Source organism: Leptospira noumeaensis (assembly GCF_004770765.1).
Taxonomy (GTDB): domain Bacteria; phylum Spirochaetota; class Leptospiria; order Leptospirales; family Leptospiraceae; genus Leptospira_A; species Leptospira_A noumeaensis.
Window position 1 is genome coordinate 140,761 of sequence record NZ_RQFK01000007.1, and the last position, 23,006, is coordinate 163,766.

General features: G+C 37.3%; 20 protein-coding genes. 12 read left to right on the plus strand and 8 right to left on the minus strand.

Annotation, left to right across the window (positions count from 1 at the left end; all coding sequences use genetic code 11):
* The first annotated feature begins 235 nt into the window (after positions 1–235).
* Complete coding sequence (gene pyrE, locus EHQ24_RS00730; protein WP_135599806.1) at positions 236–793, plus strand: orotate phosphoribosyltransferase; 558 nt, start codon at positions 236–238, stop codon at positions 791–793.
* Entirely contained in the window at positions 793–1,545 is a 753-nt protein-coding gene (locus EHQ24_RS00735; protein ID WP_135599807.1) for a hypothetical protein, read from the plus strand. Before pyrE ends, EHQ24_RS00735 begins: the two co-directional genes overlap by 1 nt.
* 12 nt (positions 1,546–1,557) lie before the next feature.
* On the opposite strand, the gene EHQ24_RS00740 is transcribed toward EHQ24_RS00735, so the two are convergent.
* The 3 genes from EHQ24_RS00740 to EHQ24_RS00750 are packed head-to-tail and all read right to left on the minus strand — an operon-like array spanning position 1,558 to position 5,658.
* Positions 1,558–2,460, minus strand: coding sequence for a hypothetical protein (locus EHQ24_RS00740; RefSeq protein WP_135599808.1), 903 nt, complete (start codon positions 2,458–2,460; stop codon positions 1,558–1,560).
* Positions 2,461–2,497: 37 nt separating this feature from the next.
* Positions 2,498–4,957, minus strand: coding sequence for an ABC transporter permease (locus EHQ24_RS00745; RefSeq protein ID WP_135599809.1), 2,460 nt, complete (start codon positions 4,955–4,957; stop codon positions 2,498–2,500).
* On the minus strand, positions 4,954–5,658 hold the full coding sequence (locus EHQ24_RS00750) for an ABC transporter ATP-binding protein (protein ID WP_425270062.1): 705 nt from the start codon (positions 5,656–5,658) through the stop codon (positions 4,954–4,956). The genes EHQ24_RS00745 and EHQ24_RS00750 overlap by 4 nt, the downstream gene beginning before the upstream one ends.
* 58 nt (positions 5,659–5,716) lie before the next feature.
* Between EHQ24_RS00750 and EHQ24_RS00755 the strand changes: the two genes are divergently transcribed.
* The 8 genes from EHQ24_RS00755 to EHQ24_RS00790 are packed head-to-tail and all read left to right on the plus strand — an operon-like array spanning position 5,717 to position 13,972.
* Positions 5,717–6,007 carry a hypothetical protein gene (locus EHQ24_RS00755; RefSeq protein WP_135599810.1) on the plus strand — a complete coding sequence of 97 codons (291 nt, stop codon included), beginning with the start codon at positions 5,717–5,719 and terminating at the stop codon, positions 6,005–6,007.
* Between the two features lie 32 nt (positions 6,008–6,039).
* Positions 6,040–7,785, plus strand: coding sequence for a proton-conducting transporter transmembrane domain-containing protein (locus EHQ24_RS00760; RefSeq protein ID WP_135599811.1), 1,746 nt, complete (start codon positions 6,040–6,042; stop codon positions 7,783–7,785).
* Entirely contained in the window at positions 7,786–8,664 is an 879-nt protein-coding gene (locus EHQ24_RS00765) for an NADH-quinone oxidoreductase subunit H (RefSeq protein ID WP_135599812.1), read from the plus strand.
* Positions 8,665–8,672: 8 nt separating this feature from the next.
* Positions 8,673–9,284 (plus strand): formate hydrogenase, encoded by a 612-nt coding sequence (locus EHQ24_RS00770; protein ID WP_135599813.1) that lies wholly within the window; start codon positions 8,673–8,675, stop codon positions 9,282–9,284.
* On the plus strand, positions 9,281–10,498 hold the full coding sequence (locus EHQ24_RS00775; RefSeq protein ID WP_135599814.1) for a proton-conducting transporter transmembrane domain-containing protein: 1,218 nt from the start codon (positions 9,281–9,283) through the stop codon (positions 10,496–10,498). The genes EHQ24_RS00770 and EHQ24_RS00775 overlap by 4 nt, the downstream gene beginning before the upstream one ends.
* The gene (locus EHQ24_RS00780) at positions 10,486–11,916 is read left to right on the plus strand and encodes a hydrogenase large subunit (protein WP_135599815.1); all 1,431 of its coding nucleotides are present in this window, start codon (positions 10,486–10,488) and stop codon (positions 11,914–11,916) included. Before EHQ24_RS00775 ends, EHQ24_RS00780 begins: the two co-directional genes overlap by 13 nt.
* Positions 11,913–12,728, plus strand: a complete 816-nt coding sequence (locus tag EHQ24_RS00785; RefSeq protein ID WP_135599816.1) for an NADH-quinone oxidoreductase subunit B family protein — start codon at positions 11,913–11,915, stop codon at positions 12,726–12,728. The genes EHQ24_RS00780 and EHQ24_RS00785 overlap by 4 nt, the downstream gene beginning before the upstream one ends.
* 8 nt (positions 12,729–12,736) lie before the next feature.
* Positions 12,737–13,972: an adenylate/guanylate cyclase domain-containing protein gene (locus EHQ24_RS00790; RefSeq protein WP_135599817.1), complete on the plus strand. Its 1,236-nt coding sequence runs from the start codon at positions 12,737–12,739 to the stop codon at positions 13,970–13,972.
* Positions 13,973–13,999: 27 nt separating this feature from the next.
* On the opposite strand, the gene EHQ24_RS00795 is transcribed toward EHQ24_RS00790, so the two are convergent.
* From EHQ24_RS00795 to EHQ24_RS00805, 3 genes are all read right to left on the minus strand, one after another.
* Complete coding sequence (locus tag EHQ24_RS00795; protein WP_135599818.1) at positions 14,000–14,842, minus strand: HDOD domain-containing protein; 843 nt, start codon at positions 14,840–14,842, stop codon at positions 14,000–14,002.
* A gap of 65 nt (positions 14,843–14,907) precedes the next feature.
* Positions 14,908–16,035 carry a SpoIID/LytB domain-containing protein gene (locus tag EHQ24_RS00800; protein WP_135599819.1) on the minus strand — a complete coding sequence of 376 codons (1,128 nt, stop codon included), beginning with the start codon at positions 16,033–16,035 and terminating at the stop codon, positions 14,908–14,910.
* Positions 16,036–16,084: 49 nt separating this feature from the next.
* Positions 16,085–17,389 (minus strand): class I SAM-dependent RNA methyltransferase, encoded by a 1,305-nt coding sequence (locus EHQ24_RS00805; RefSeq protein WP_244310249.1) that lies wholly within the window; start codon positions 17,387–17,389, stop codon positions 16,085–16,087.
* Positions 17,390–17,450: 61 nt separating this feature from the next.
* Between EHQ24_RS00805 and EHQ24_RS00810 the strand changes: the two genes are divergently transcribed.
* Positions 17,451–19,511 carry an adenylate/guanylate cyclase domain-containing protein gene (locus tag EHQ24_RS00810; RefSeq protein ID WP_135599960.1) on the plus strand — a complete coding sequence of 687 codons (2,061 nt, stop codon included), beginning with the start codon at positions 17,451–17,453 and terminating at the stop codon, positions 19,509–19,511.
* Between the two features lie 32 nt (positions 19,512–19,543).
* On the opposite strand, the gene EHQ24_RS00815 is transcribed toward EHQ24_RS00810, so the two are convergent.
* Both EHQ24_RS00815 and EHQ24_RS00820 read right to left on the minus strand, forming a co-directional pair.
* Entirely contained in the window at positions 19,544–19,828 is a 285-nt protein-coding gene (locus EHQ24_RS00815) for an ATP-dependent Clp protease adaptor ClpS (protein ID WP_135599821.1), read from the minus strand.
* Positions 19,821–21,314, minus strand: a complete 1,494-nt coding sequence (locus EHQ24_RS00820) for a deoxyribodipyrimidine photolyase (protein WP_208725675.1) — start codon at positions 21,312–21,314, stop codon at positions 19,821–19,823. Before EHQ24_RS00820 ends, EHQ24_RS00815 begins: the two co-directional genes overlap by 8 nt.
* A 294-nt stretch (positions 21,315–21,608) precedes the next feature.
* Here EHQ24_RS00820 and EHQ24_RS00825 point away from each other — a divergent pair, with 294 nt between their 5' ends.
* Complete coding sequence (locus EHQ24_RS00825) at positions 21,609–22,997, plus strand: ammonium transporter (protein ID WP_135599822.1); 1,389 nt, start codon at positions 21,609–21,611, stop codon at positions 22,995–22,997.
* Positions 22,998–23,006 lie beyond the last annotated feature (9 nt).

Sequence of the window (23,006 nt, forward strand, 5' to 3'; positions counted from 1 at the left end):
TTCCTTGGTGCATAGTTTTTGTGAGAAATTCGAAATCCTTTAAATAAGGCTGCTAATTTAGGTAAGTGAGTTTATTTATACAGTTAGTTACTAAATAAAGTCACTATATAAATATAGTAAGTTACTTTAGAAAGTGACTGTAAAAAGTAAGTCACTTACCTTTTTTAGTCACTTATTTAATCACAACAAGATAAAAATATACTTTCCTGAGTGGAATTGGAAAAATAATTGGAATATGTCCCAAAAGTACCGCGAACAACTCTTCGTTTGGATGAAATCATACGCTTACCGCTATTCTGAGACCAGTTTTAAGCTGGCGAGTGGGTTAGAATCTAACCATTATTTCAATTGTAAGGAAGTCACTCTCCATCCAGAACGCCTTGCCATTTTGGCTGAGTGTTTTGTTGAGGAAATCATTCCTAAACTGGGTATTGAATTCCAAGCCGTCGGAGGACTCACTCTCGGTGCGGATCCACTAGCATACTCTATCGCTTTATCATACCAGAGGAAAGGGAAACTCATTTACCCTTTGGTGGTTCGAAAAGAGGCAAAGGGTCATGGGACTGGCCAACAAATCGAAGGATTCTGGAAAGAAGTAAAGTCTTGTTTGGTTCTAGATGATGTAATTACTACTGGTGGATCCACTTTGAAAGCAGTCCAAGTGTTGAGAGAGGCTGGAATTTCTGTGACTAAAGGAATCTGTATTTTAAACCGCGAAGAAGGTGGTGCAGAGAATTTAGAAAAATCAGGAATCCAAATGGAGTCTATCTTTCGCAAAAGTGAGTTTTTCTAATGAGCAACCCAAAGATATTTCTTTATGATGTAAATTTATTTCGGAGTAAATTATTAAAAAGGACTTGGACAGTCATTGTTCTATTTCTAATTTTTGTTTCCTATAACAGTCTGCAGGTGCCGAAAGAAGGTAGGGTTCAGTTTTTAACAATTTTCCTTCCTTTACTTGGTTTGTTCTTTTGGTTTTTAAGGAAAAACTTTTTAAAACAAGTGGAAATCCTTTCTTCCGGACGAATTGAACTGGATGGTGGTTCCCTCAAACAATTTGATGCCAATGGAAATTGTGCTACCATTCGGATCAAAGATTTAGAGCAAATCACTACTGATAAATTTCGCGGATATGATCGCATAGTACTAGAAACAAAAGAAAAAATTCATCCCATTGTGAATCTTGCTTCCCGAGAAGAATTGGTTTCTATTTTGGAAAAAGAAACGGGAATCAAACATAATGTTGATGCAACAGAAGATAAGTTGTGGAACTTAAAATCTCCTTTATACTTTATTCCAAGTATTTTGGTTTTAGCTGCCTTTTATATTCCAGCGCTTAAGGAAAAATTTTCTATTTTGTCCCCAGAGTTTTTGGGATTATTTTTTAACGTGAATTTAATCATTTACCTGCTTTACATTCCAGAAAAACAAAATCATACAATCAGTCAGTTTTCATTGAAAAGAAGGATGATTTTTATTAGTTTAGTTGTGTTTTTCTTCCAGGTTTACATCCAGTTGGATAAATCAGGTTGGTTTAAAAGTTAAGTTTTCTATAAATTAGTTTTCTTGTTTTGATCCAACACTTTGCCTAAGCATATTGAGTTTTGCTTGGGCATACCTTCTGAGTTCGATCATCTCTGCAGAATATCTTTTCAGAAGGTTGTCTTGATCCAATCGGTTTTCCATCAGTTGAAGCGTATCACGAACGTATTTAATATCTTTTTCTTCTTTTAGTTTTCCGGACTGGATTAGTTTTTTTACGATATCAAACTCATATTTTCTAAAATGAACTCTTAGTAAAAATTCGGTAGAAAAGTTTTCTTTGGCTTTTATCCAGTTCTGGTCAACTTTTTCCTTTGGTCCTTGTTCTTTGAGTTGGTCTACTGCCCGTTTGGTTGGGTCAAAGTCTCTGGTTGTTGTTGCCAACTCATCTGCAGCGTTGATTTCATCTTTGAAAATTTCTTGAAGTTTGTTCCTTCGCCATTGGTCAGTATATTCGTAACTTTGGGCGGTTAACATTCTTTGGAATTCTTCTAACATAACGGAAACGTTGATAGATCGGCCAAGTGGAGTGTTGTTAAACTCTTTGATTTTTGGAAATAATTCTCGTGTAATTTGAAATGCAGATTTTCGTTTGTAGTTGCTGGCCTCGTAAAGTTTTTCCAGTGATTCTTCAGAATGTTTTTTTAATTCGTTCAAAATGAACGGCTCAGCAAAAACATAAGCATCTTCACCATAAACAAATAAATTTGGATCGGGAGCTACGACAGATACAATGAAAATATAATGGCTGTCTCTCAAAGCGGTAAGTAATTTTCTAAGATCCTCTTCGGTTCGCGATAGTTGGGAAGACCAAATTCGTAAATGTGTATCTGATGTTGGGATTTTTTCTCTTGATTCGAGGTTTTCTTTACGAATCAAATCTGCAAGTTCCAAACAGACTTTGATACTTCCGGCCATGAATAGAGGTTACTAGTAGTGCTTTTTCGGTAAAGAATTATTCATATTTCAATTCTTTTGAAATTCTCATTCGTTCTAGAAAATAAAATGGTATGAGGCAAATGAGGACATTAATGAGAGGGATTAGTATCGGGAGTTTTACTACAAAGTGGATTGGGTATTGGAAATTAAGTATCCATCCAAATGCATTTCGATTGATTCCAAAAATGACAATAGGGGAGAGAATGAGGCTATTTAAAACACCGGCAAAAAATCCAAGGGTAACTAGGAAGAGGGCTTGGGAATATATCAGTTGAAATATTTGGAATGAGTCCATTCCAATTGCTTTTAGGCCTGCCAGAATTTTTGATTTTTCTTTGATAAAATAAATGAGTGAGGTAGAGAGGGCAAGTATTGAAATGAATAGTGCTGAAATTTTTAATGTATCTAAAATGGAAAACACTTGGTTCATTCCATCTAAATAGATTTTTTTTAGTTCGGTTAAATTTATGTATTTTAAATCATATTTGTTAGATATTTTTTGAAGGTTTTGAATGGTTTCCTCCTCACTCTGATTTTTGTTTTTAAATATTCGAATGGAACTTAAAAATTTTGTATGATAGTTTTTTCGAAAAAAGGAATAATCCATCATGATAGTTCCTCTTTCTGAAAAAAAATGTTCTTTTTCATCTTGGATTTTTATGGAAACAAGTGAATTAAAATTTGTACTGATGGTTATTGAATCTCCGGTGCAAATATGATCCAAAAAACATAAATTTTTTGATACAATCAATTGGTTTTTATCATAGGACGGAGGAAAGGATAATACATGTAAAGTGTAGTATTTTCCATTCACCACGAACTTAGAATCAATGTAGAATGGTTCTACTTTGAAAAAATTTGGATCTTTTTCCATCTCTTCAAAAACGAAAACAGGAACACCTGACTCTCCCGTATTCAATTTCTTTTCATTGATTAAGGAATAATCGGATTTGTTTTCTTCGTCCACCCAGCGAACAAGAGACTTCTCGTAACTATCGGTTAGACAAGTTAAGGTAAAAACAAGGGAGGTTGCAAGCATGATCGTAGAGGCTGTGAGTCCATACTTCCATGGTTCCGTTGCCAATTCTTTTAACCCAATTTCAATACTAGGGGAAACATTGAATTTCGAAAGAATTCTATCTAATAATTTTATACAAATGGGGATTGATAGAAAAATAAGTAAAACAAATCCAAGGATGACGAACCCAACTCCAATCATTCCTGGAGCCATTTGTTTTGCAAAACGAATCAATCCTAAACCAAAGCCTAAAGGAATCGTAAGTAAAGAGAGGTATAAAATTTTTGTTTTCGAAAAACCTAAAATTGTTAAGTTTTCTTCTGTTTCTCTTTCTCGAATGAGGTCAATGGGAAGGATTTGAAATGTTTTGTAGGAATTGTAAATAGATGCGATGATTGATCCGCAAATTGAAATGATAAATCCTATAAAAATAATGGAGATTGGTATATTTCTGTAAGATTGAATTTGGTTAGCGTCTGTTACTGTATTAACAGTGGAGATTAGGTTTGTGTTTGCAATAAAAATTCCAAACACAATTCCTAGGAGTCCACCAAAAAAACCAATGATCATGGCTTGCGACAAAAATAACATAAAGTTTGTTGTTTTGTTGGATCCAATGGATAGTAAAATTCCAAATTCATGTTTTCTTGCGAGGAATAGTCCCGTAAACATATTGGAAACCATAAAAAATGAAATTAAAACAGAGACCAAAGATACGATAGTAAGGTTTATTTTTAAAGAACCTAAGGCTAGTCCTGCCCTTTCAATTAAAGTTTCTTTTGATTCATAAACCCATTGTTCGGAAACGACGGGTATTAAGGTAGAGGTAGAAATGGTTTTGCCAGTTTTTGTTAATCTAATGGAAGTTAACTGTGAAGAAAGATGGCAGAGGGATTGGAGTCTAACAATATCCATTACTATAAATAAACCCTCGGCAGGTAGGACTAAAAAATCATCCTTTTGAAGGGTAAGATCACTGGAACAAATAGATATGGAAGCTTTACCTCCTAAAAATTGGATTTTGTCTGCGAGAGTTTGGCTAATTAAATATTTGGGAAATTTTCCCATTTTATTTTCTGTATCGATAATAGTTCCAGAAAGTAGAATGTCTTTTCCGATGACTGGAATGCTAATGATTTGGTTATTAGTTAAACTTAGAATTCCCTTAGATTGGAATTCTGGTTCTAGATTGATTTCTTCTGGTGTTACGGATTCAAGTGTTTTTAGAAAACGATCCGTCGCCCCCTCGGTTTGGTTGTTTGCCACATACCTTCCAATGAAATCTTTCGAAGAATACCCAATCATTTGGTCAACGACTGTCTGTTCGGCTCTCCAAGCATTGATTTGTGTGCTGACAAACAGTGCAATTCCTAGGCTAATACCAAGGATTGATAACATGATTTTAGGAAAATGGTTTTTGAAATAACCAAAAATAAAAGAATAATATACCTCTTTCATTTGGTTTGGATTTTACCATCTAACAGGTGAAGGTTGATGTCCCCAGATTCGCCAATCTGTTCATTGTGTGTTACAAGAAATACCGATATACCTAAGTCTTTCACACAAGTTTCAAAGAGTTTCATAATCAGCTCCGAAGTTAAAGAATCTAAGTTCCCCGTTGGTTCATCTGCCAGAATGAGTTTTGGTTCGTGGACAAGGGCACGGGCAATGGACACTCTTTGTTTTTCGCCTCCCGACATTTCTTTGGGAGAAAATTCTTTTCTGTGGCCAAGCCCAACTAACGAAAGAACTTCGTTTGCTTTTTTCTTAGCCACTGATTTTGGAATTCCAGAAAGATGTAGGGGCAGAGCTACATTATCCAATGCTGATAAATAAGGAAATAAATGAAAAAATTGAAAGACTATTCCAATAGTTTTTCGTCTGTAATTGGTAAGTTCCTTTTCTGTTGCCAGGGATAATTGGTTTCCAAAAACTTCGATTTTGCCGGAATCGGCAGTTTCGATGGCGGATAGAATGTTCAGTAAAGTAGACTTTCCACTTCCGGATGGACCCATTAAGGTAACTAGTTTTTTTTCGGCGATTTCAAGAGAGATATCATTCAGAATGGGAAAGGTAAGTTCACCTTGGTTGTACGTTTTGTTTACATGTTCCATTTTGATGACAGGAATTGAGTATAATTCTTTTTTTTGAGTGTTCACTAAAAATAACTTCCCAGATATCAGACCGTAGAGAATATCAAGATAGAGGATTCACTGATTGTTAGCACGTATATTTTTCATCCTGCTCCTATCAGTTTTGTTCATCGGGAAATCACAAACCTTGGTTTCTGTTTTTGAATCTACCGAATCTGGAGAAATTTTTTCCTGCGAAAAAAACTTAGAAGAACCTTCGGGGGAAGAAAAGAATTTTTTGTTTATTTCTTCTACACCTGTTTACATTTCTCTCACTCTTTCACCTTTTTTATTAGTTTCAGTACATCGTAATTTTCATTTTTTCCCGTTTAAATTTCCTGACCGTCGTGGTCCACCTCATTTGACTAAAACTTAGTTTTTCTTTAAAAATTTTATTTTGAGGTAGTTATGTTAGAAGATGAAAAAAAATCAATCTTCCGGTCAATTTTGGTGGGTATTTCCGCTCTGTTACCCTTATGTATATTCTTATCTTCTAATTATGATATATTGTCCGTAGATTTCCCAATTTTAGTTGGACTTGTCATTCAGGCCTATATTGGATTTTCTTCCTTTATGTTGGTTCAGTCGTATGAGCCGAAAGAAAAAAACAAAGTCACTGTCGGTTATATTATTTTTTGGTCTGCCTTAGGTGTGTGTTATTTATCAGGCAAATCTCTCATCCTTCCTATTGCTTTGGAAGTAACTTCGTTTTCTACCATTCTCATTTATTCGGGCACTGAATTTGGAAAAAAACAAATTGAAAGTTTAGGTTCTTTGTTACTGGCTTCAGGTATAGCTGCTTTATTTCTCTCCGCCTGGGTTATGTTACCCGATGGTGATCCCATTGGAATTTTACTTTTGTTGATTGGACTTTTGATTAAGTCTGGTTTCTCCGGTTTTCATTTATGGATACCAAAGGTAAATGAAGGTGGTCCTTCCCATGCTTTGGGATCCTTTGCTGGAGTTTTGGAAGTTTTCCCCTTGTTACTTTTTTATCGTTATGTTTTACCAAACCAATTGGATCCCATCATTTATCAGATTTTGTTTCCGCTTGCTGCTCTTGGGATATTTTTTGGAGGGATCACTAGTTTCTTTCATAAAGATCCAAAAATATCACTCGCATATAGTTCCGTGGAATCCATAAACTTTCTTTGGCTCTGTCTTATCATCGCTGGAATGTTTCAATTTTCCATTGATTCTGAGCTCATGAATTTAAGTAATTCCTTTCGAATTTTATTTTTCCTAAGTTTATTCCATCACTGTTTTTCAAAAACCTTTCAATTGTTTTCTATTGGAATGGTCGCCCGATTAAAAAACTCGAGTTCTAGTGATGAATTAAAAGGAATTGGTAGGTTACTGGGTATTTCACCATTGTTAGCTGGTGCCGGTACTTTTAGTTATGCAGTCCTTCCTGGGACATTGGGATTTGTTTCAGAAGCAACTTACTTCTATCTCAATGCTCGGATTTTAGATCTACCGATTGGACGTTCTGTATTTTTACTCCCTTCTATGATTTTTATTTTCTTTGGAATTGTTCTGGGTGGATTTGCTCATATCAAGTTGTTTATGAGTTTGTTTTTGTCGACTCCAAGTAAGGACATCAATATCCAACCCTTTGGTCCAAAACAAAGGGCATGGGTAACTATTTCTTTATTTAGTTTGGCCCTAGTGATCTTTATTTTTCCACTGGTATTACCCTATTTTGTTCGATTGCCTATGTTAAGTCCGTTCGTAGACAAAATGTTAAACGAATGGTTTTGGACAATTTCCATAGTGTCTTATATTACTATTGGTGTTATATTTAGCTTTCGAATTTTTGATTTTTACCAACTTAAAAAGAATGGAATACCAAAAACAAAAAATTGGGACTGTGGTGGGGGATACAGCGGTCATGAACTTTCGATTCCAACCACAGTCTTTTCGGAACCTTTACGAAATTCTCTAGGTCGTTATTTTTTAAATAAACTTGGGGAATCCAAGGTAGATACATTTTTAATCAAGGGGATCACTTATTTTTTTACTCTCGGAACCAGATTTGTTTCAGCAACAAACCATCCGAAAGATGAAGATGTGAGTAAATACTTGGCTATTTCTTCTATGTTTTTAATTTTTATATTTTCACTTTTGATATTAGGTGATTTTGGGGGTTTATAGATGGAAATAACATTATATTATCTCTATTTGGTCATTTTGTTTCTGGTGCTTCCATTTCTTCTAACAGGGATTATTCGAAAGGTAAGGGCTTATGCCCAGGGAAGACGTGGGCCAAAATTAATTCAATTTTTCTGGGAAGTGGAAAAATCATTAAGAAAAACTACAATCTCACACACTAATTTATCTGATTTTACCCATTTGGCTCCGAGAGTGGCGTTATTTTCAGCAATGATGGTTTGGACAATCGTACTTTTTGAATGGGCTCCCTTCATTTTAATTCCTTTTTTCCTAGCACTTTACCGGTTTGCTTATGTAAGTTTTGCGATGGAAGGGGCATCCTCTTTTGGAGGTATGGCATCTGGTCGCGAGATTTTACTTTCTGTTATGGCTGAGCCCACTTTTATTTTGATGATTCTTGCAGCCCAGTCTCATATTGAAATTTCCGTTAGTTTGCAAGGTGCATTCATTGGATTACTATTCCTCTCATTGTCTTTTGTTGCCATACTTGCTGAGCTCGCAAAACCTCCATTTGATGATCCTAGAACACATCTAGAATTAACAATGGTTCACGAAGCTATGATTTTAGAGGCTTCAGGAAAACAGTTAGGCCTTTTTGATTTGGCAAGTTCAATCAAACTATCAACTTTACTCGTTTTTTTGGTTAAGTTGGCGCTGGAACATTCAAAGTTATTTAAAAACGAAGTATTGGATATTTATGCTAGGGAGTTTTTGATCGCACCAATAGTGATCCTACTTGCGATCATTCTGGGGTTTTGGGAATCGAATAGTGTGAGAAGGAAATGGACTTGGATTCCTGAATTTATGGGCCTTACCTTCATCGCAATTTTGATATTGGGTACATTGGTTAAATTGTCTTAGGGGTTAATATGGCATACGATTTTATCTATTTATTGTTACTCCTCACTGGTGTTGTTGTTCTCGTTGAGAACCGGCTCAGTCGGATTATATTCTTTCTAAGCGCACAAGGTTTTTTATTAATTTTTCCTGTGTTACAAACTCATGAGGGAGAATTAAAACATGCAATTTCATTGATTGTAATGGTTGTTTTGTTTAAAGGAATCCTCACTCCTTGGGTATTGAATTGGACAGCAAATAAATCCAAAATGAATGAAAGTACGGCCCCAAGATTTGGCTACTTGGCAACTTTACTTTTTATGGTACTTGGACTTGTACTTGCTGTAAAAATTACAGAAGGAGTGTCTGTTCTTTCCATTCCTGTCCATAAAATTGGATTAATTTATGTAATTTTACTCGTGTATGTTGGTATTCTTTGTTTTGTTGTTAGGCGGAATTGGCTTGCCCTCATTGCAGGATTTTGTGTATTTGAAAATGGAATTTTTGTTCTAACCATGGTTTTGGATAAAGGCCTTCCTGTTGGGCTTGAGTTTGGTTCCTTCTTAGATGCAATTCTTGTGATTGTTTCCGGTGGAATTTTGCAACTTTCTCCACATATGCATACTAAGGAGAGAAAACTATGATGAAGGAATTGTTTTATCTTTCCGGTGTAATTGCTTTTTTGGTAATCTTTTTTGTTTCGATTTTTGCTCCGACAAAAGGGCAAACTCGAATTTGGTTATGGAGTCTTTTGAAAATTGGCTTTTTTGTTTCTTTATTCTATTCTTGGTTTACTGACAATATTGTCCTTAAATGGATTTTGATAGAAGCCTCCACTTTGTTTGGTGCCTTACTCATTTCCTCTAGCGGAACGGAAAGATCCTTTCATGTAGGTTGGAAGTTTTTACTCATCAATTCCTATGCACTTGGTTTGGCATTTTTAGGAATTGTGATTTTACTTTTTGCATCAACACCATTAGAAAACTTAGATTTTGAATCCTTAAAACAAGGGTTAGTGGGACAAAGTGGGCTACTGATCGAAACGGGAATTTTACTGACTGTTTATGGTTATAGTGGCAAACTCGGGCTTGTGCCAAACCACTTTTGGGTGGGGGATACGTATGCGGAAAGTCCAAGTCAAATATCATCTCTCATCGCGTCTTTTGTTCCAGTGAGTGTGGTTCTTGCCATTCGACCTCTCATCCAGTTGGAAAGGGAAATTAACCCACATATGATCAATGCAGCCAATGGAATTCTATTTATTGGGGTATTGACCATACTGTATTCAACTTTGATGTTGTTTTCCAGGGAAGACATTCGCAGGATATCGGCAAAAGTGGCCCTATTTCATACAGGGATGTTAACTTTGTTTTTATGGTTAGATGTATCTGATGATATGTTTTATTTTTTGTTATCAACAACGGTTCTCGTAAAACTTTTGGTTTTTATCTCCATGGGAATTTTGCGAATGGATGCTGGTAAAAGAAATATTTCTCAGATTTTGGAAACATCTTCTCTCAGTCATAAAGCATTGTATATGTATTTACTGGCACTCCTTGTTGCTTTTGTATTCCCTCTATCACCAGTTTTTGTTTTGGATTTAAAAGTCATTGAGATTGCCATCAAACAGAAGATGTTCTTTTTGTTTCTATTTCCAATCATGGGAGCTATTTTTTTCTTTATAGCTCTAAATAAAGTGTTAACGCTTGTTCGTTTGCCAAATCGAAATTTTGAAACAAGTCTTTATGGAATTTTACAAACACGTTTGGTATTCTTTTGGTTTAGTTTTTTATTCACCGTATCTGTTGGGACATACGGATTAACCTATTTAATGGCAGAATATATATGGAAAAAATAACAGGCATTACTAACTTTGATGGTGTTTATCACCAGTATGTAATCCGTGATCAAAAAATGATTCGGGAAGAAGTTGTTTCTAAAAAAAGTAATATCGATTTTTTATTAGATCCTATTTATCCAGTGTGGCTTGTCCGTCATGCCTTTGGACAAGATATGGGACTTGAGGATTATTCTGAACTAAAAGAAGAAGATTATTTATCTGATAACAGAGGAAAAACTCTCTCACTCCATCAAAAAACAGGCGTAGTTAGGGACTTGGCCTATCACGGTTTACATGTTCCTTTTCATGAGGGAACTTATTCTCATGCAGTAGGTCCAATCCATGCAGGGATCATTGAACCTGGACATTTCCGATTTGTGGTGGAAGGAGAAGTCATTCGTCATCTAACGATTCGGTTGGGATTCCAACACAGAGCCATTCGTGAAAAAATGATTGGTAAGTCTGTTATGGACATTCTTCCCATTTCTGAAACTATCTCTGGTGACACTAGTGTTGGTTATGCGGTTGCCTTTAGCAAAATCTACGAAGAAATGTATGGAATACCCATCTCAAAAGATGTTACCTTATTTCGATCATTTTTAGTGGAATTAGAGCGAATCGCTGTTCACATCGGTGACTTAGGTGGTATCTCGGAAGATATAGGATATTATCCGCTGTATGGTGTTTGTGTGACGGATCGTGGGGCAGCCCTTGGTCTTATGGAGACATGGACAGGGAACCGATTTGGAAAAGCAGCGGTTCGCCCAGGACGAGTTCGTGTCAATGGACGAATCACCGCAAAACAAGCAAAAGATGCTTTTTTTAATCTAAAAAAAGTTTATTTTAAACGAATCCGTCCTCAAATTTTACGAGCACTTTCTGTTTCTACCTTAAAAGAAAGGATGCAAGGTTGTGGTTTTATCTCCGAGTTGGATGTAGAAAAACATGGATTTTCTGGTATGGTTGCTCGGATGGCGGGAGTGGGTGATGATTTAAGAATAGGTAACCCCGATTATCCAGGTTGGGTTCCTTTACCACTTCAGGAAGAACACCATCATTATAATGGTGATGTTTGGGCACGTATGTACATTCGTTATACGGAAATTGAACAATCCTTAAAATGGATGGAAACACATTTAGATGATTTGGATTTTGAATTTTTATGGTCGGAAAAAAATTCTGCTATAAAACCAAATGAGTGGAAAAAATGGAAACCAAAAGCGGGAATATTTACGGCTAGTGTAGAAGCATGGCGAGGCCCAGTCCTTGTTTCATTGGCTTTTGATACCAATGGATTGGTAAAAAATTCTTATATCCGCGATCCATCTGTATTAAATTGGCATGCTTTGGAACTTGCTGTTCGTGGGGAACAAATTGGTGATTTTCCTTTGAACAATAAATCGTTTAATCTTAGTTATGTTGGGTTTGATTTATGAATTTTTTATATGAACTTAAAAGTTTTATTTTTCCTAAAAATGTATTAAATTTTAATACAGCATCTCCAGTCCATCCCACAAGTCGAGGGATTCCCGTTCCTACGGCTAAATTGAAAGAGGGAAGTACTTCCTTATCGGAATCAGCAGAAGTATGTCCAACAAAGGCCATACGCATTGTATCGGATTCAGAAGTTCAGTTTGACTATGGTAAATGTTTGCAATGTGGACTTTGTACAGAATGTTCGGATGGGAAACTACGGAACTCAGGATTTATTTATACCTTTGCCTTAAATCGTGAGGAATTGAAAGTCACTTACATTTCTGGGCGAATGGAAAAAGTAAGTGACTTACCTTTTCCATTGACAGCAAACCAAGAGAAGTTCAGGGAATTAACCAAAAAAAGAGGATTCCTTTACAGAGAGGTTGCGGCCGCAGGAAACAACACTGTGGAATCGGAATTGAATGCTTCCTTTAATTCGGTTTTTGATTCGGAAAGAGAAGGGGTTCGTTGTGTCGCGAGCCCCAAACATGCCGATGCCATTGTATTTTCAGGGCCAGTAGGAAAGAATATGGTGGCTCCACTGGAAACGGCTTGGGATGTGATCGCAGAACCAAAAGCACTCATTGCATGTGGGACAGAGGCTGTGAGTGGGGGATTGTATCCCATGGGCAAAAGGCCTGCGGAGCCAGACCTCTATATTTCAGGAGATCCCCCTAGGCCTGACGTGATTTTGCAAGGATTTCGACTTTTAATGGGAAGATTTTCTTTCCGGTTTCAAGAGGCGCTTCACAAAATTTTAGAGAATGGATAATAAGGCGCGTGGATTTAGAAAAAGAAGAAATCGTTCGTGTCCTGGTTTTAGAGCCTCAGAAAAAATCGTATGATACCATTTCCCAACTACTTGTGGAGTGGTTTGGTGATTATATTGAACTCGTTTGGCGTTCCGTTTTTGAAAACGGGGCCGAAGAAATCAAAAAAGCCGAGTACGATTTACTCATTACTGAAATTCAATTTCCCGAAGTAGAGGATTCCTCTGAATCTGTTTTGGAAACCATTATGGATTTAGCTGGTCCCTCGGAACTTCCTGTCGTTGTCTTTACAAAAGCCGAAGGAAAACAACTTCCAATCCATGCCTTCCAACTGGGAATCAATGAATACTTCAGCAAACGCCGGTTAAAGAAAAATGTTTTGGAACATCGATTCAGAAATTTGTTCCGAGAAATTTACCGCAAAAAAGTAGTTTCCATCCAGATGGATGATAGTTTGAAACGATTCCAGGATTTGTATGGAATGAACCAGTCTGAAATTCAAGATTTGAATACGATGGTTAAAAAATTCAAAAAGGAATTAGAAAAAGAATACGAAGAAAAGTTAAATTTAGAAACCGAAAAAAAGAAAATGCAAAATGTTTTCGGTATGTATGTTGATCCCATCATTGTTGAGAGTTTGATGAATAACACTCTTTCTCTGGATCAAAAAGGAAAGGAACAAGAAGTATCAGTTTTATTTTCAGACATTCGTGGTTATACGACTCTTTCTGAAAAAATGAAACCTGAACAGGTTATCTCTTTTTTAAATGAATACTTTACTGCAATGACAGAAGTCATTTTGGGATATGGTGGTATGATCGATAAATACATCGGTGACTCCATCATGTGTTTGTTTGGTGCTCCTGTTTTCCAGGAAGACCATAGACAAAATGCTTTGGATTGTGCCGTGGAAATGGTGCAAGTGTTTGAACTTTGGCAACCCAAATGGCAACAGATTTATGGATTCACTCCGGAAATCGGAATTGGTTTGGCTTCAGGAAAAGCAATTGTTGGAAACGTTGGTTCCTTTCAAAAACTTTCTTATACAGCCGTTGGAGACACCGTGAATATGGCAAGCCGACTGGAATCCATTGCCAAACCAATGCATGTTTATGTTTCAGAAGGTTTATACAATTTCCTTCCAGAAGATTATGCGAATAAATACCGTTATGAAGAATTGGAACCTGTAAAAATTAAAGGAAAAGAAGGGTTACACAGAATTCTCAGTGTAAAACCCCTCGCATAAGATAAGTTTAGTTTCCCGGAAAAACTTTTAAAGTGTACTACAAAACTGATACAGTTCGTTTGTTTTCAGTTTTTCGTCTTTAGCTGTTAAAAATACTTTTTGGTCTTCTATTTCAAGGTTTAGGATTTGTTTGTATTCCTCAAACTTCTCTGTTGTTCCTGGTTCTTGTTTGCCATGACCCGTGAGTTTTGCGATCACTCCTGCAAATCCAATGATTTGGCCGAGTGTTGATTGTTCTGCAGCAGGTTTGGACAAATCTTCAATAGAAGAAATGATGATACTTGGCATCTTCCAAAGTTTTGCTGCCGCACTTCCAATTTCAAAAGAATCTACTCCAAAGAATTTTTTCTCTAAGGAAATCAAACTGAGATCGGAAGTTTGAAATTCGGTAAGCACTTCTACATATTTTGTTCGATCAATGGTATTGAGTACAATTCGTCCGAGATCTTGCATGAGTCCGCAAGTGATGGCAAGTTCTGCCTCTTTTTTGAATTTTTTCTCTTCACAAAGAATTTGAGCAAATATTCCTTTGGCAACGGAATGATCCCAAACTTCATCTCGAAATTTTTTATAATTACCTTGGCTGAATAACGAGTCTGTCATAGACATCGCCACCATACTCCTAACTGTTTTGAAACCCAGGCGAGTGATCACCTGTTTCATGTTAGCTACTGGATTTCCTCTAGAGAAAAAAGGTGAGTTTGCAAGTTTCAAAAGTCTTGCTACTAACACTTGGTCTGATTGGACTTTTTTTTCTAATTCCCCAAAGGAGAGTTCGTTGTCGTCATCTAGGGAAAGTACGGAAAGTAAGACCGGCGGTACAATCGTCAGGTCTTTGATTTGGGAGAGGTATTCTTCAACTGTAGCCATAGGATTTAGAACCTAAAGTCAGATTCTAAAACTAGGAACCGAGGGAAACCGAAAAACGGTGAAAATTACCGCGCCACAATCCTTGCGAATTCGATTCCTTTGAAGTAGTGTTGTAGGATTTCCCTGTGATTGAACTGACTTTTTGCCATAGCAAAACTACCCCATTGTGACATACCAACTCCATGTCCAGAACCAAGTCCCTTCACATAAAAATCACCCGACTCTTCTTTACGAATTCCAAACCGAGTGGATTTTAATTTTGTTGCTCCCAATTTTTTTCGAAACTCAGTTGCTTTGATTTTTTTGGATCCAGAAGCTCCGATGATTTCAATTTCATTCACACGTGAAGAGGGAAACCGACTACTAACAATAATATCTTGGATCTCACCTACACCTAAGTCGCGTAAGTTTGTATTTACAAAATCTGTTTTCCATTTTTCTTCCCAGGAATACTGGTCACCATCTTTATCATATTCTGATGGAACTGGTTTTAAATATTCCACTGGGCTTCCCCAAACATTGGCTGGGTCTTCAGTGTAACCACCAGCATTCGAATGGAAAAAACTTTGGATGGGTTGGCCTTTGTGAATGAGGATAAGACCTTCTGTTTCAAATACTGCTTCAGAAGTATTTCGGTGTTCTTTGTTTTTTCCTTTGTAAACTTGTGTATTGGTAGAAGTATCCACATCAAACTCTTGTTTTTTGCGATTTAACATTTCTCTGACTACATAGGTTCTTGCACAGATGGCTTGGGCTTTCAGTGCTTCTTTGGGCCAAGAGGCACTCACTTCTGAAGGAACGACTGATAACAGATAAGCTTCCACAGGAACTAAATTGATGATATAAACTTTTCCATCGATAGGTTTGAGTAGGATGGTTCCGCGATAACTCACACCTTTGTATTCAATCCATTCGGAATTACTTTGAATTGAAATGGGTGCTTTCAAAACTGTGGGATTTAAAGATAAAAAATCATATGCTCTTTTGATAGTGAGGTCGTTTGCATCTCTTACTATGATTTCCCCTGAGGACTTAAATACTTCTTCATCTGTTGCATGACCAAGTAATACACGAACTGGTTTCGTTTTAAAACCAGAATCTTCCGGTGTCCAGTTGGTAACCATCACACTCGCACAACCGATTTGCCCTAAAATGGCCAAACATAAAAATAAAATCGATTTTTGAATCTTCATAGTACCCTCTTTTCTAATTTCGGAGAAAATTCGAAATTGGTGAAGGGATTTATATCGACTTTCTTTGAAAGAAAAGTACGGATTCCGTATGGGGAGTGTGTGGGTAGGGATCAATGAGGATTCCATCCATAAAATCGTAGTTGGGAAGGAAAGTAGATACATCTTCCTTTTGGGAATACGGGTTACAGGAGACGTAGAACAAATGTTTGGGTCCAAAATCACGAATCCATTGGCTTACCAATTTTCCTGCCCCAGCCCTTGGCGGATCCAAAATGAGAGTGGCATCTTCTTTTTCTTTTAGAAGGTCTGTGGACATAAAGAGGTTTGTTATTTGGAACGAATGAGATTTGTTTGGAAAACGACCTTCAAAAGTTTTGGATGCAATGGCGATGGAGGACTCAGTCAGTTCATAACCATCCACATTCTGAAATGAACCACCATATAACAAAGAAAAGAATCCATTCCCGCAAAACAAATCGATTAGGTTTTTTCCCGCTTGTGGCAATCGTTCCTTGATAAAGGAAAGGATAGGTAAAAATCCCGATGGGTTAGGTTGGAAAAAAGAATCAAAAGGAATCTGAAAAGTTTCCCCCAGGACTTGTTCCGTAAATGTAGATTTACCTCTTAAAACCTCGGCTCTACCGGAAGCAGAAACTTCTGACTTGGGTCTATTGTAACAAAAAAGTAAGGACTCTTGTTTTAAAGACGCCAAACAAAGGTTACGAAATTTTTCCATTGATGGATGAGATTCATATCCTTCGGTAAAAGTAAAAATTAATATTCCGTCATCTGTATTTTGTGCTTTCCGAATGGTGAGGTATTTGAGTCCACCTTCTTCGCTTCTCCTGTCCCAGATCACGTCAGGGATTTGGTTGAGTACAGATTGTACATCTTTTAGAGCATCGTTGGCCCACTGGGATTGAATAGAACAGGAAGTAATAGGAACTACTTTTCTAAAATTTCCCCTTTGTCTTTGCCCAATGATTGGTCCGGGGAAAACAGAAAAATCCATTCGCGAGCGGTATTCGTAAATTTTAGAACTAGGAAGGGGAGTGATGGAAATTCCCAAATCTTTTTTGAAGGATTCGAGGATGGGTGAAAATTTAAGTTCTAATTGTTTTTCGTAGTCTATATGTTGGCCGGTGCAACCTCCACATTCTCCAAACACATCACACTTCACTAAATTCCAATCGTGGTGACGGATGGTTTCATGGATTCGTAAAGATCTTTGTCTTGGCCTACGTTTGACATACTCAACTGTGAGTTCGTCTCCGGGATAAGCAAAAAAAATATTCACCTTTTTTCCGTTAGGTGCAGTGACGATTCCAGAAAAATCAGAATCTAAACTTTCCACGATGACTTTATCCAATGTTTTATACTTGCCAGTTCCTTTTGATTTTTATACGATTTCCGACATGGTTTTTTCGAAAAGACTCTTTTGTTTCCTGTATACGTTCCTTTTTCTTTCGGGATTTCTCTCAAGCCTATCGGCCCAAGTCCTCCTCACCAACCAAATTTTGGATCTAAGGTCAGAAACTTCCTTTGGCCAATCCGTCCATAAATGGAGTTTCAAACCAGGTGACTCCCCCCTAGTCACAGAATCAAAGGAAGACGATCTGTATTTGGATGAAGAAAACGGACAAACAAGAGCCTTACGATTTGCCCATGCGCAAAATAGTTTAGGGGAATCGGTTCGAAATGGATGGATCTCAGGGTTTCAAATTCAAACCGCCTGGAACAAAGTGAAGGATGGGGATGGAGAATTATATTTTCCTGACTTTCATAAGTATATGGAAACTTACAAAGGTTATGCTTGGTATCGGACAGAAATTCAAATTTCAGAAGAAGACATACGCACTAAATTTAAATCGCGAAACCTAACTGTGCGATTAGGACAAATCAGCCAAGCAGATGCTGTGTATTGGAATGGAAAGTTTATCGGTGGAACAGGTCTTCTTTTGGATACAGAAGAAAACAGCCAATTAGAAGACAAATCTCTCTATAGTGATAAAATTCGTTTTTACCAAATCCCCATCGACAGTTTAAAAACAGATGAACCCAATGTCCTTGCTGTTAGAGTTTATGCTAAATATCCACTGAGCCCTGGACTTTCCCACGATAAGTTTTACGTATCATCTGTGAAATATTCTGAACGAGCTGAGTATTGGAATGACTTCAAAAAGATTTTTGTCATCGTACTCACTTTGTTACTTGGAAGTTTTTATTTGTATTGGCAGTTTTTGTTTCGAAATGAAGATGATGCGACCGTTTATTTCGCATTAGGTTCCATTTTTATGGCACTAAATACTTTGTTTCAAAGTCAAATCATTTATTCAGTGGTAGGTGATGGATTTTGGATTAAAAAAATAGAGTATGTAGGTTGGATTGGTCTTGTTCATTTACTTTTTAATTTTATCGTTAGGTTTGCCCATGTCAGACAAGGTTGGATCAAAATTACCAATCGATACATTGATTTCGCTGGTTTAATTTCCATTATCATGGTCCTTCTATCTCCAAACTTTCTATTTCTTTCTAAGTTTTTCTTCTACTGGAGTTTTGTTACTATTTTACTTGGAGGAGCATTGTTTTATGTTATTTTCCTTGGAAGAAAGGTTCCTTCTATGGGAACCGTTTCTCTTGGTTTTTTTGCATTTATTGTTCTCATTCTGAATGACATCTTTGTGGAAATGCAATGGGAATGGTATCCAAGTCATACCTTCTTAAAAGATTATGCCTTTGCCGCTTTTTCTGTTTCGGTAGCACTTTCCATTGTTAAAAACATGATTGATTCTAGAAGGCTTGTGGAAAAACAAAGAGAAGAAAAAGACAGGCTTTCTCGTTATTTTTCACCCGCTGTCATGGAAACCATAGTTACCGACAATATAAAGTTAGGTGGCGAAGAAAGAGAGATTGCTACTTTATTTTCTGATATTGTTGGGTTTACTACCTTTGCCGAAAAAAATCCACCAGGTGTTGTCCTTCAAAACCTAAATACAATTTTTGAATCCTTATCAGACTTAATTTTTCATTATTCAGCTACCTTGGATAAATTCATCGGGGATGCTATTATGGCATTTTGGGGTGCACCTAAACAAACAGAACTAGATGCATATAAAGCTGTGGCCTGCGCTGTGGATATGCAGAAAAAAATGGAAGAAATCAATCGTGACCTTGGCCTTCCATCGGGAACCTTTCGTCTGCGCATTGGTGTCAACTTTGGAGAAGCCATTGTCGGTAACATTGGCTCAGTAAAACGAATGGATTACACTGTGATTGGGGATGCGGTGAATACTGCGGCTCGGCTCGAAAGTCATGGAATTCCTGGAAAAGTTGCGGTTTCAGAAGCTGCCTTTCTTGCTGCGGGTGGGAGTGAATACATTGAATACGAAGACACCAAAGAACTGATCCTAAAAGGGAAAGCGGAACCGGTCAAAGTGTACTTTGTTACAAAGGTAAAACCAAGACCTGGCCTTTAATTTAAATCATGAGGCGTTTGCCAACGAAACTTTTATACGCCTAGTATGACAGTTAAGTTGGCAGTTGTCATATTTTCAGCAACCGTTTCACATTCTTCCATACTCCCTTGAAAACAAACAGCCTTACCGTTGGTATGTGCTTCCATTGCAATTTTTTTGGCTTCCTTTTTTGTTTTGAAACAAAGTTTCATCAAACAATCTTCTACATAGGAAAATTCATGAATGGAATCATTGAATAAAATTACAAAGTAGAAGTAAATCGAATCGAACTTAGATTTTGTTTCTTCAAATGTAGTCGGTAAGTTTTCTTCAGTCATGGAAAAGTGAGTCGGAGTTTCCGCTCAGTTCACCAATATACTCCAAATAGGATTTCATTTTAAACTTCTTTTTTGTCGAATCGGAGGACATAAACCTCACGTTTCCAAAGACATTTCGTTCAGGAAACCAAGGTCTATCAAATAATCCGAAACACCATAAAATCCCTGTATAAGAATTGGGATTTCTTCCATCATAAGCATATTTATTATTCAGATGTTCCAAAATTTGAAAGGCTTCTTCGTAGGTTTTTGTCCATTCGATTACTTTTTTACCCCACAACATTCGCATATAGTTATGCATCCTTCCTGTTTTCACAAGTTCGGTTTGTGCTGCATTCCAAAGTTCATCATGTGTGTTTGCAGATTCAAACTCATCTAAGGTATAAAGATATTCTCTTGTATCGGATTTATGTTTGTTGAAATTGGTTTTCACCCAATCCGGAAGATTTTCTAAATTGATATGATGTGGTTTGTCCTTCCAAAAAAATAGATAACCTATATCTCTCCAGGTAATCAGTTCATCTAGGAAGTGACCTACGGACGAGGACTCTGAATAAAAATGTTCACGATCACCTGGTTTCTGGTGGCTCATCCTTTCCGGATTCCATTTTCCTTCTGTTGCAGTTTGTAATACTAAGTCGAAAATTTCTTCAATGCCAATATGTCCAAAATGGAGATAGGGAGAGAGCCCACTGGTGGCTGTTAAATCAGGGCGATTGGGATTGGAACGACCTGTTTCATATTCGTCTAGTTTTTTTGTGACAAAGGTTTTTAAAATTTTCAGTGCTTCGTTTCGACCACCTTTCATTCCTTTGGCGGGAGGCACCAAATCTTTAAATTCAAAAGTTTTTAAAAATGAATCCAAATCTTTTGGTAAACCAAATCCCTTTGGTGGTTTGGAATTTTGGTTTAAGTCCGCCAAATCTTCTTTTCTCCATTTTGGTTTGGCCTTTTCAGGTATACCTTTTAAAAACTCTTTATGAATCCAAATTCGTAGAATCCTTGCGGCACTGGCTTCTTTGGCAAACCGAGAGAGTGGGAGTAGGGAATTACTATCCACTGCATAAAGGGGGCATCCCACCTTACTAGCAAGTTTGGCAGTTTGTTCTGGGATGATAAAACAAGGAAAGTCATCTGTGACTATGGCAACTGCATTCTTGGATATTTCTTTTAAAATTCCACGTGCCGGATTCGATTTTGATTCTACAAAGGTCCAATAGTTGATATTTAGTTCGTCTGCCCTTGTTTGGTTGTCATACATCCCTTCGATGATGAATCTGTGGATTCTTTCTGAATTCCAAGGATAATCAGAACGTAGTCCCTCATAAACAATCAGTTCTTTGTTATGTTTTTTTGCTAAGTTTACGGCATAACTAAAAGCATGGTTAGAATCAAAACGACGATAAGCTTGCATCCAATAGAGGACATACTGTCCGCTAGGATTTATAGGTTTTTCATTGCAGGGCCGAATTCTTTCTTCAGTCACTTCTATTAGAGGGGATTTCCTGGAAATTGGATTGGGTTTTTTTATCGAGATTGCTGAGTTCCAGGAAAGGACATGCTTAAAAAACGAACTATATGTCCTCATTGTGAGCAAAATGTTGTAGGACTGTGAGCTTGGTTCCTAAGAATTCATTCCCATTTCATAATAAATTTATACAAAATGGAGGGTTTCTAGGCATTATATGATTTTTTTTCATTTCTCCTGCCCTTGAATTCACTCCGGGTACCAATCTTGCACTGTTTCTAAACAAATAACATGGAAAGGAAACATGGTAATATGAAACAGTATTTCAAATCAATCGCCTTCCTGCTCCTGGTTGTTCCGATGTTCCTTTTTGCAGATGAAGCTGCAACCGTCGCAACTCCAGCAGAGGAAACCGCAAACGCAATCCAAACTTTAACAGTTGGTTTAGACACCTTATGGGTCTTAGTCGCTGGTATGTTGGTATTCTTTATGAATGCCGGTTTTGCTCTCGTTGAATCGGGTTTTGCTCAGTCAAAGAACACCGTGAACATCCTCGCTAAAAACTTTATTGTTTTTGCTGCAGCAACTTTCTCCTATTGGGCAATCGGTTGGGGTTTGATGTTTGGTGATGGATCTCCTTATTTAGCAAGTGAAGGTCTATTTTTCTTAGGTGGAGCTGATAATTCACCAGCAATTGGTGATGCATACCAAGGTGTATATTCATCTATGAATTGGACTGGTGTTCCTCTATTTGCGAAATTTTTCTTTCAATTGGTTTTTGCCGCAACAGCAGCAACCATCGTATCTGGAGCTGTGGCAGAACGAATTAAATTTCATTCCTTCCTTATCTTCTCCTTCATTCTAGTAGCATTTTTATATCCGTTTACTGGTCACTGGGTATGGGGTGGTGGATGGATTTCAGCACTTGGTTTCCATGACTTTGCTGGATCTACCGTAGTACACTCCGTAGGTGGTTGGGCTGCTCTTGCTGGTGCCATAGTTCTTGGAGCTAGAAAAGGGAAATACTTACCAGACGGAAGAATTAAACCAATCCTTGGTCACAATATGACATCTGCAGCACTTGGAACACTTATCCTTTGGCTCGGTTGGTTTGGATTTAACCCTGGTTCTACTATGGGAGTTGGTGACGGAAGTGTTATGGCTCACGTAATTGTAACTACTAACATTTCTGCAGCTCTTGGTGCACTTGCATCTACTGTAACTGCTTGGGTTATTTTGAAAAAACCTGATCTTGGTATGATCTTAAATGGAACACTTGCTGGTCTTGTTGGTATCACTGCACCTTGTGCAATCGTGAGTCCTACTTCTGCTGCCATCATTGGTGCCGTGTCAGGAATTCTCGTTGTATTATCTGTTCTTTTCTTTGACAAAATCAAAATTGATGACCCTGTAGGTGCAACTTCTGTTCACTTAGTTTGTGGTATTTGGGGAACATTGGCAGTTGCAATCTTCGGATATGAAGGTGCCCCTGCTGGAGTCGAAGTTCCTTCCATTTTAACTCAACTTTATGGAATCCTTGCCATCGGTGGTTTCACATTTGTAGTTTCTTTTGCATTGTGGTATGTGTTGAAACTTGCTGGTGGAATCCGAGTGGGTGAAGAAGAAGAACTTAGTGGTTTGGATCTTGGGGAACACGGAGCAGAAGCTTACCCTGATTTCAATATCCGAGCTCGTGGTTAAGGGAATAGG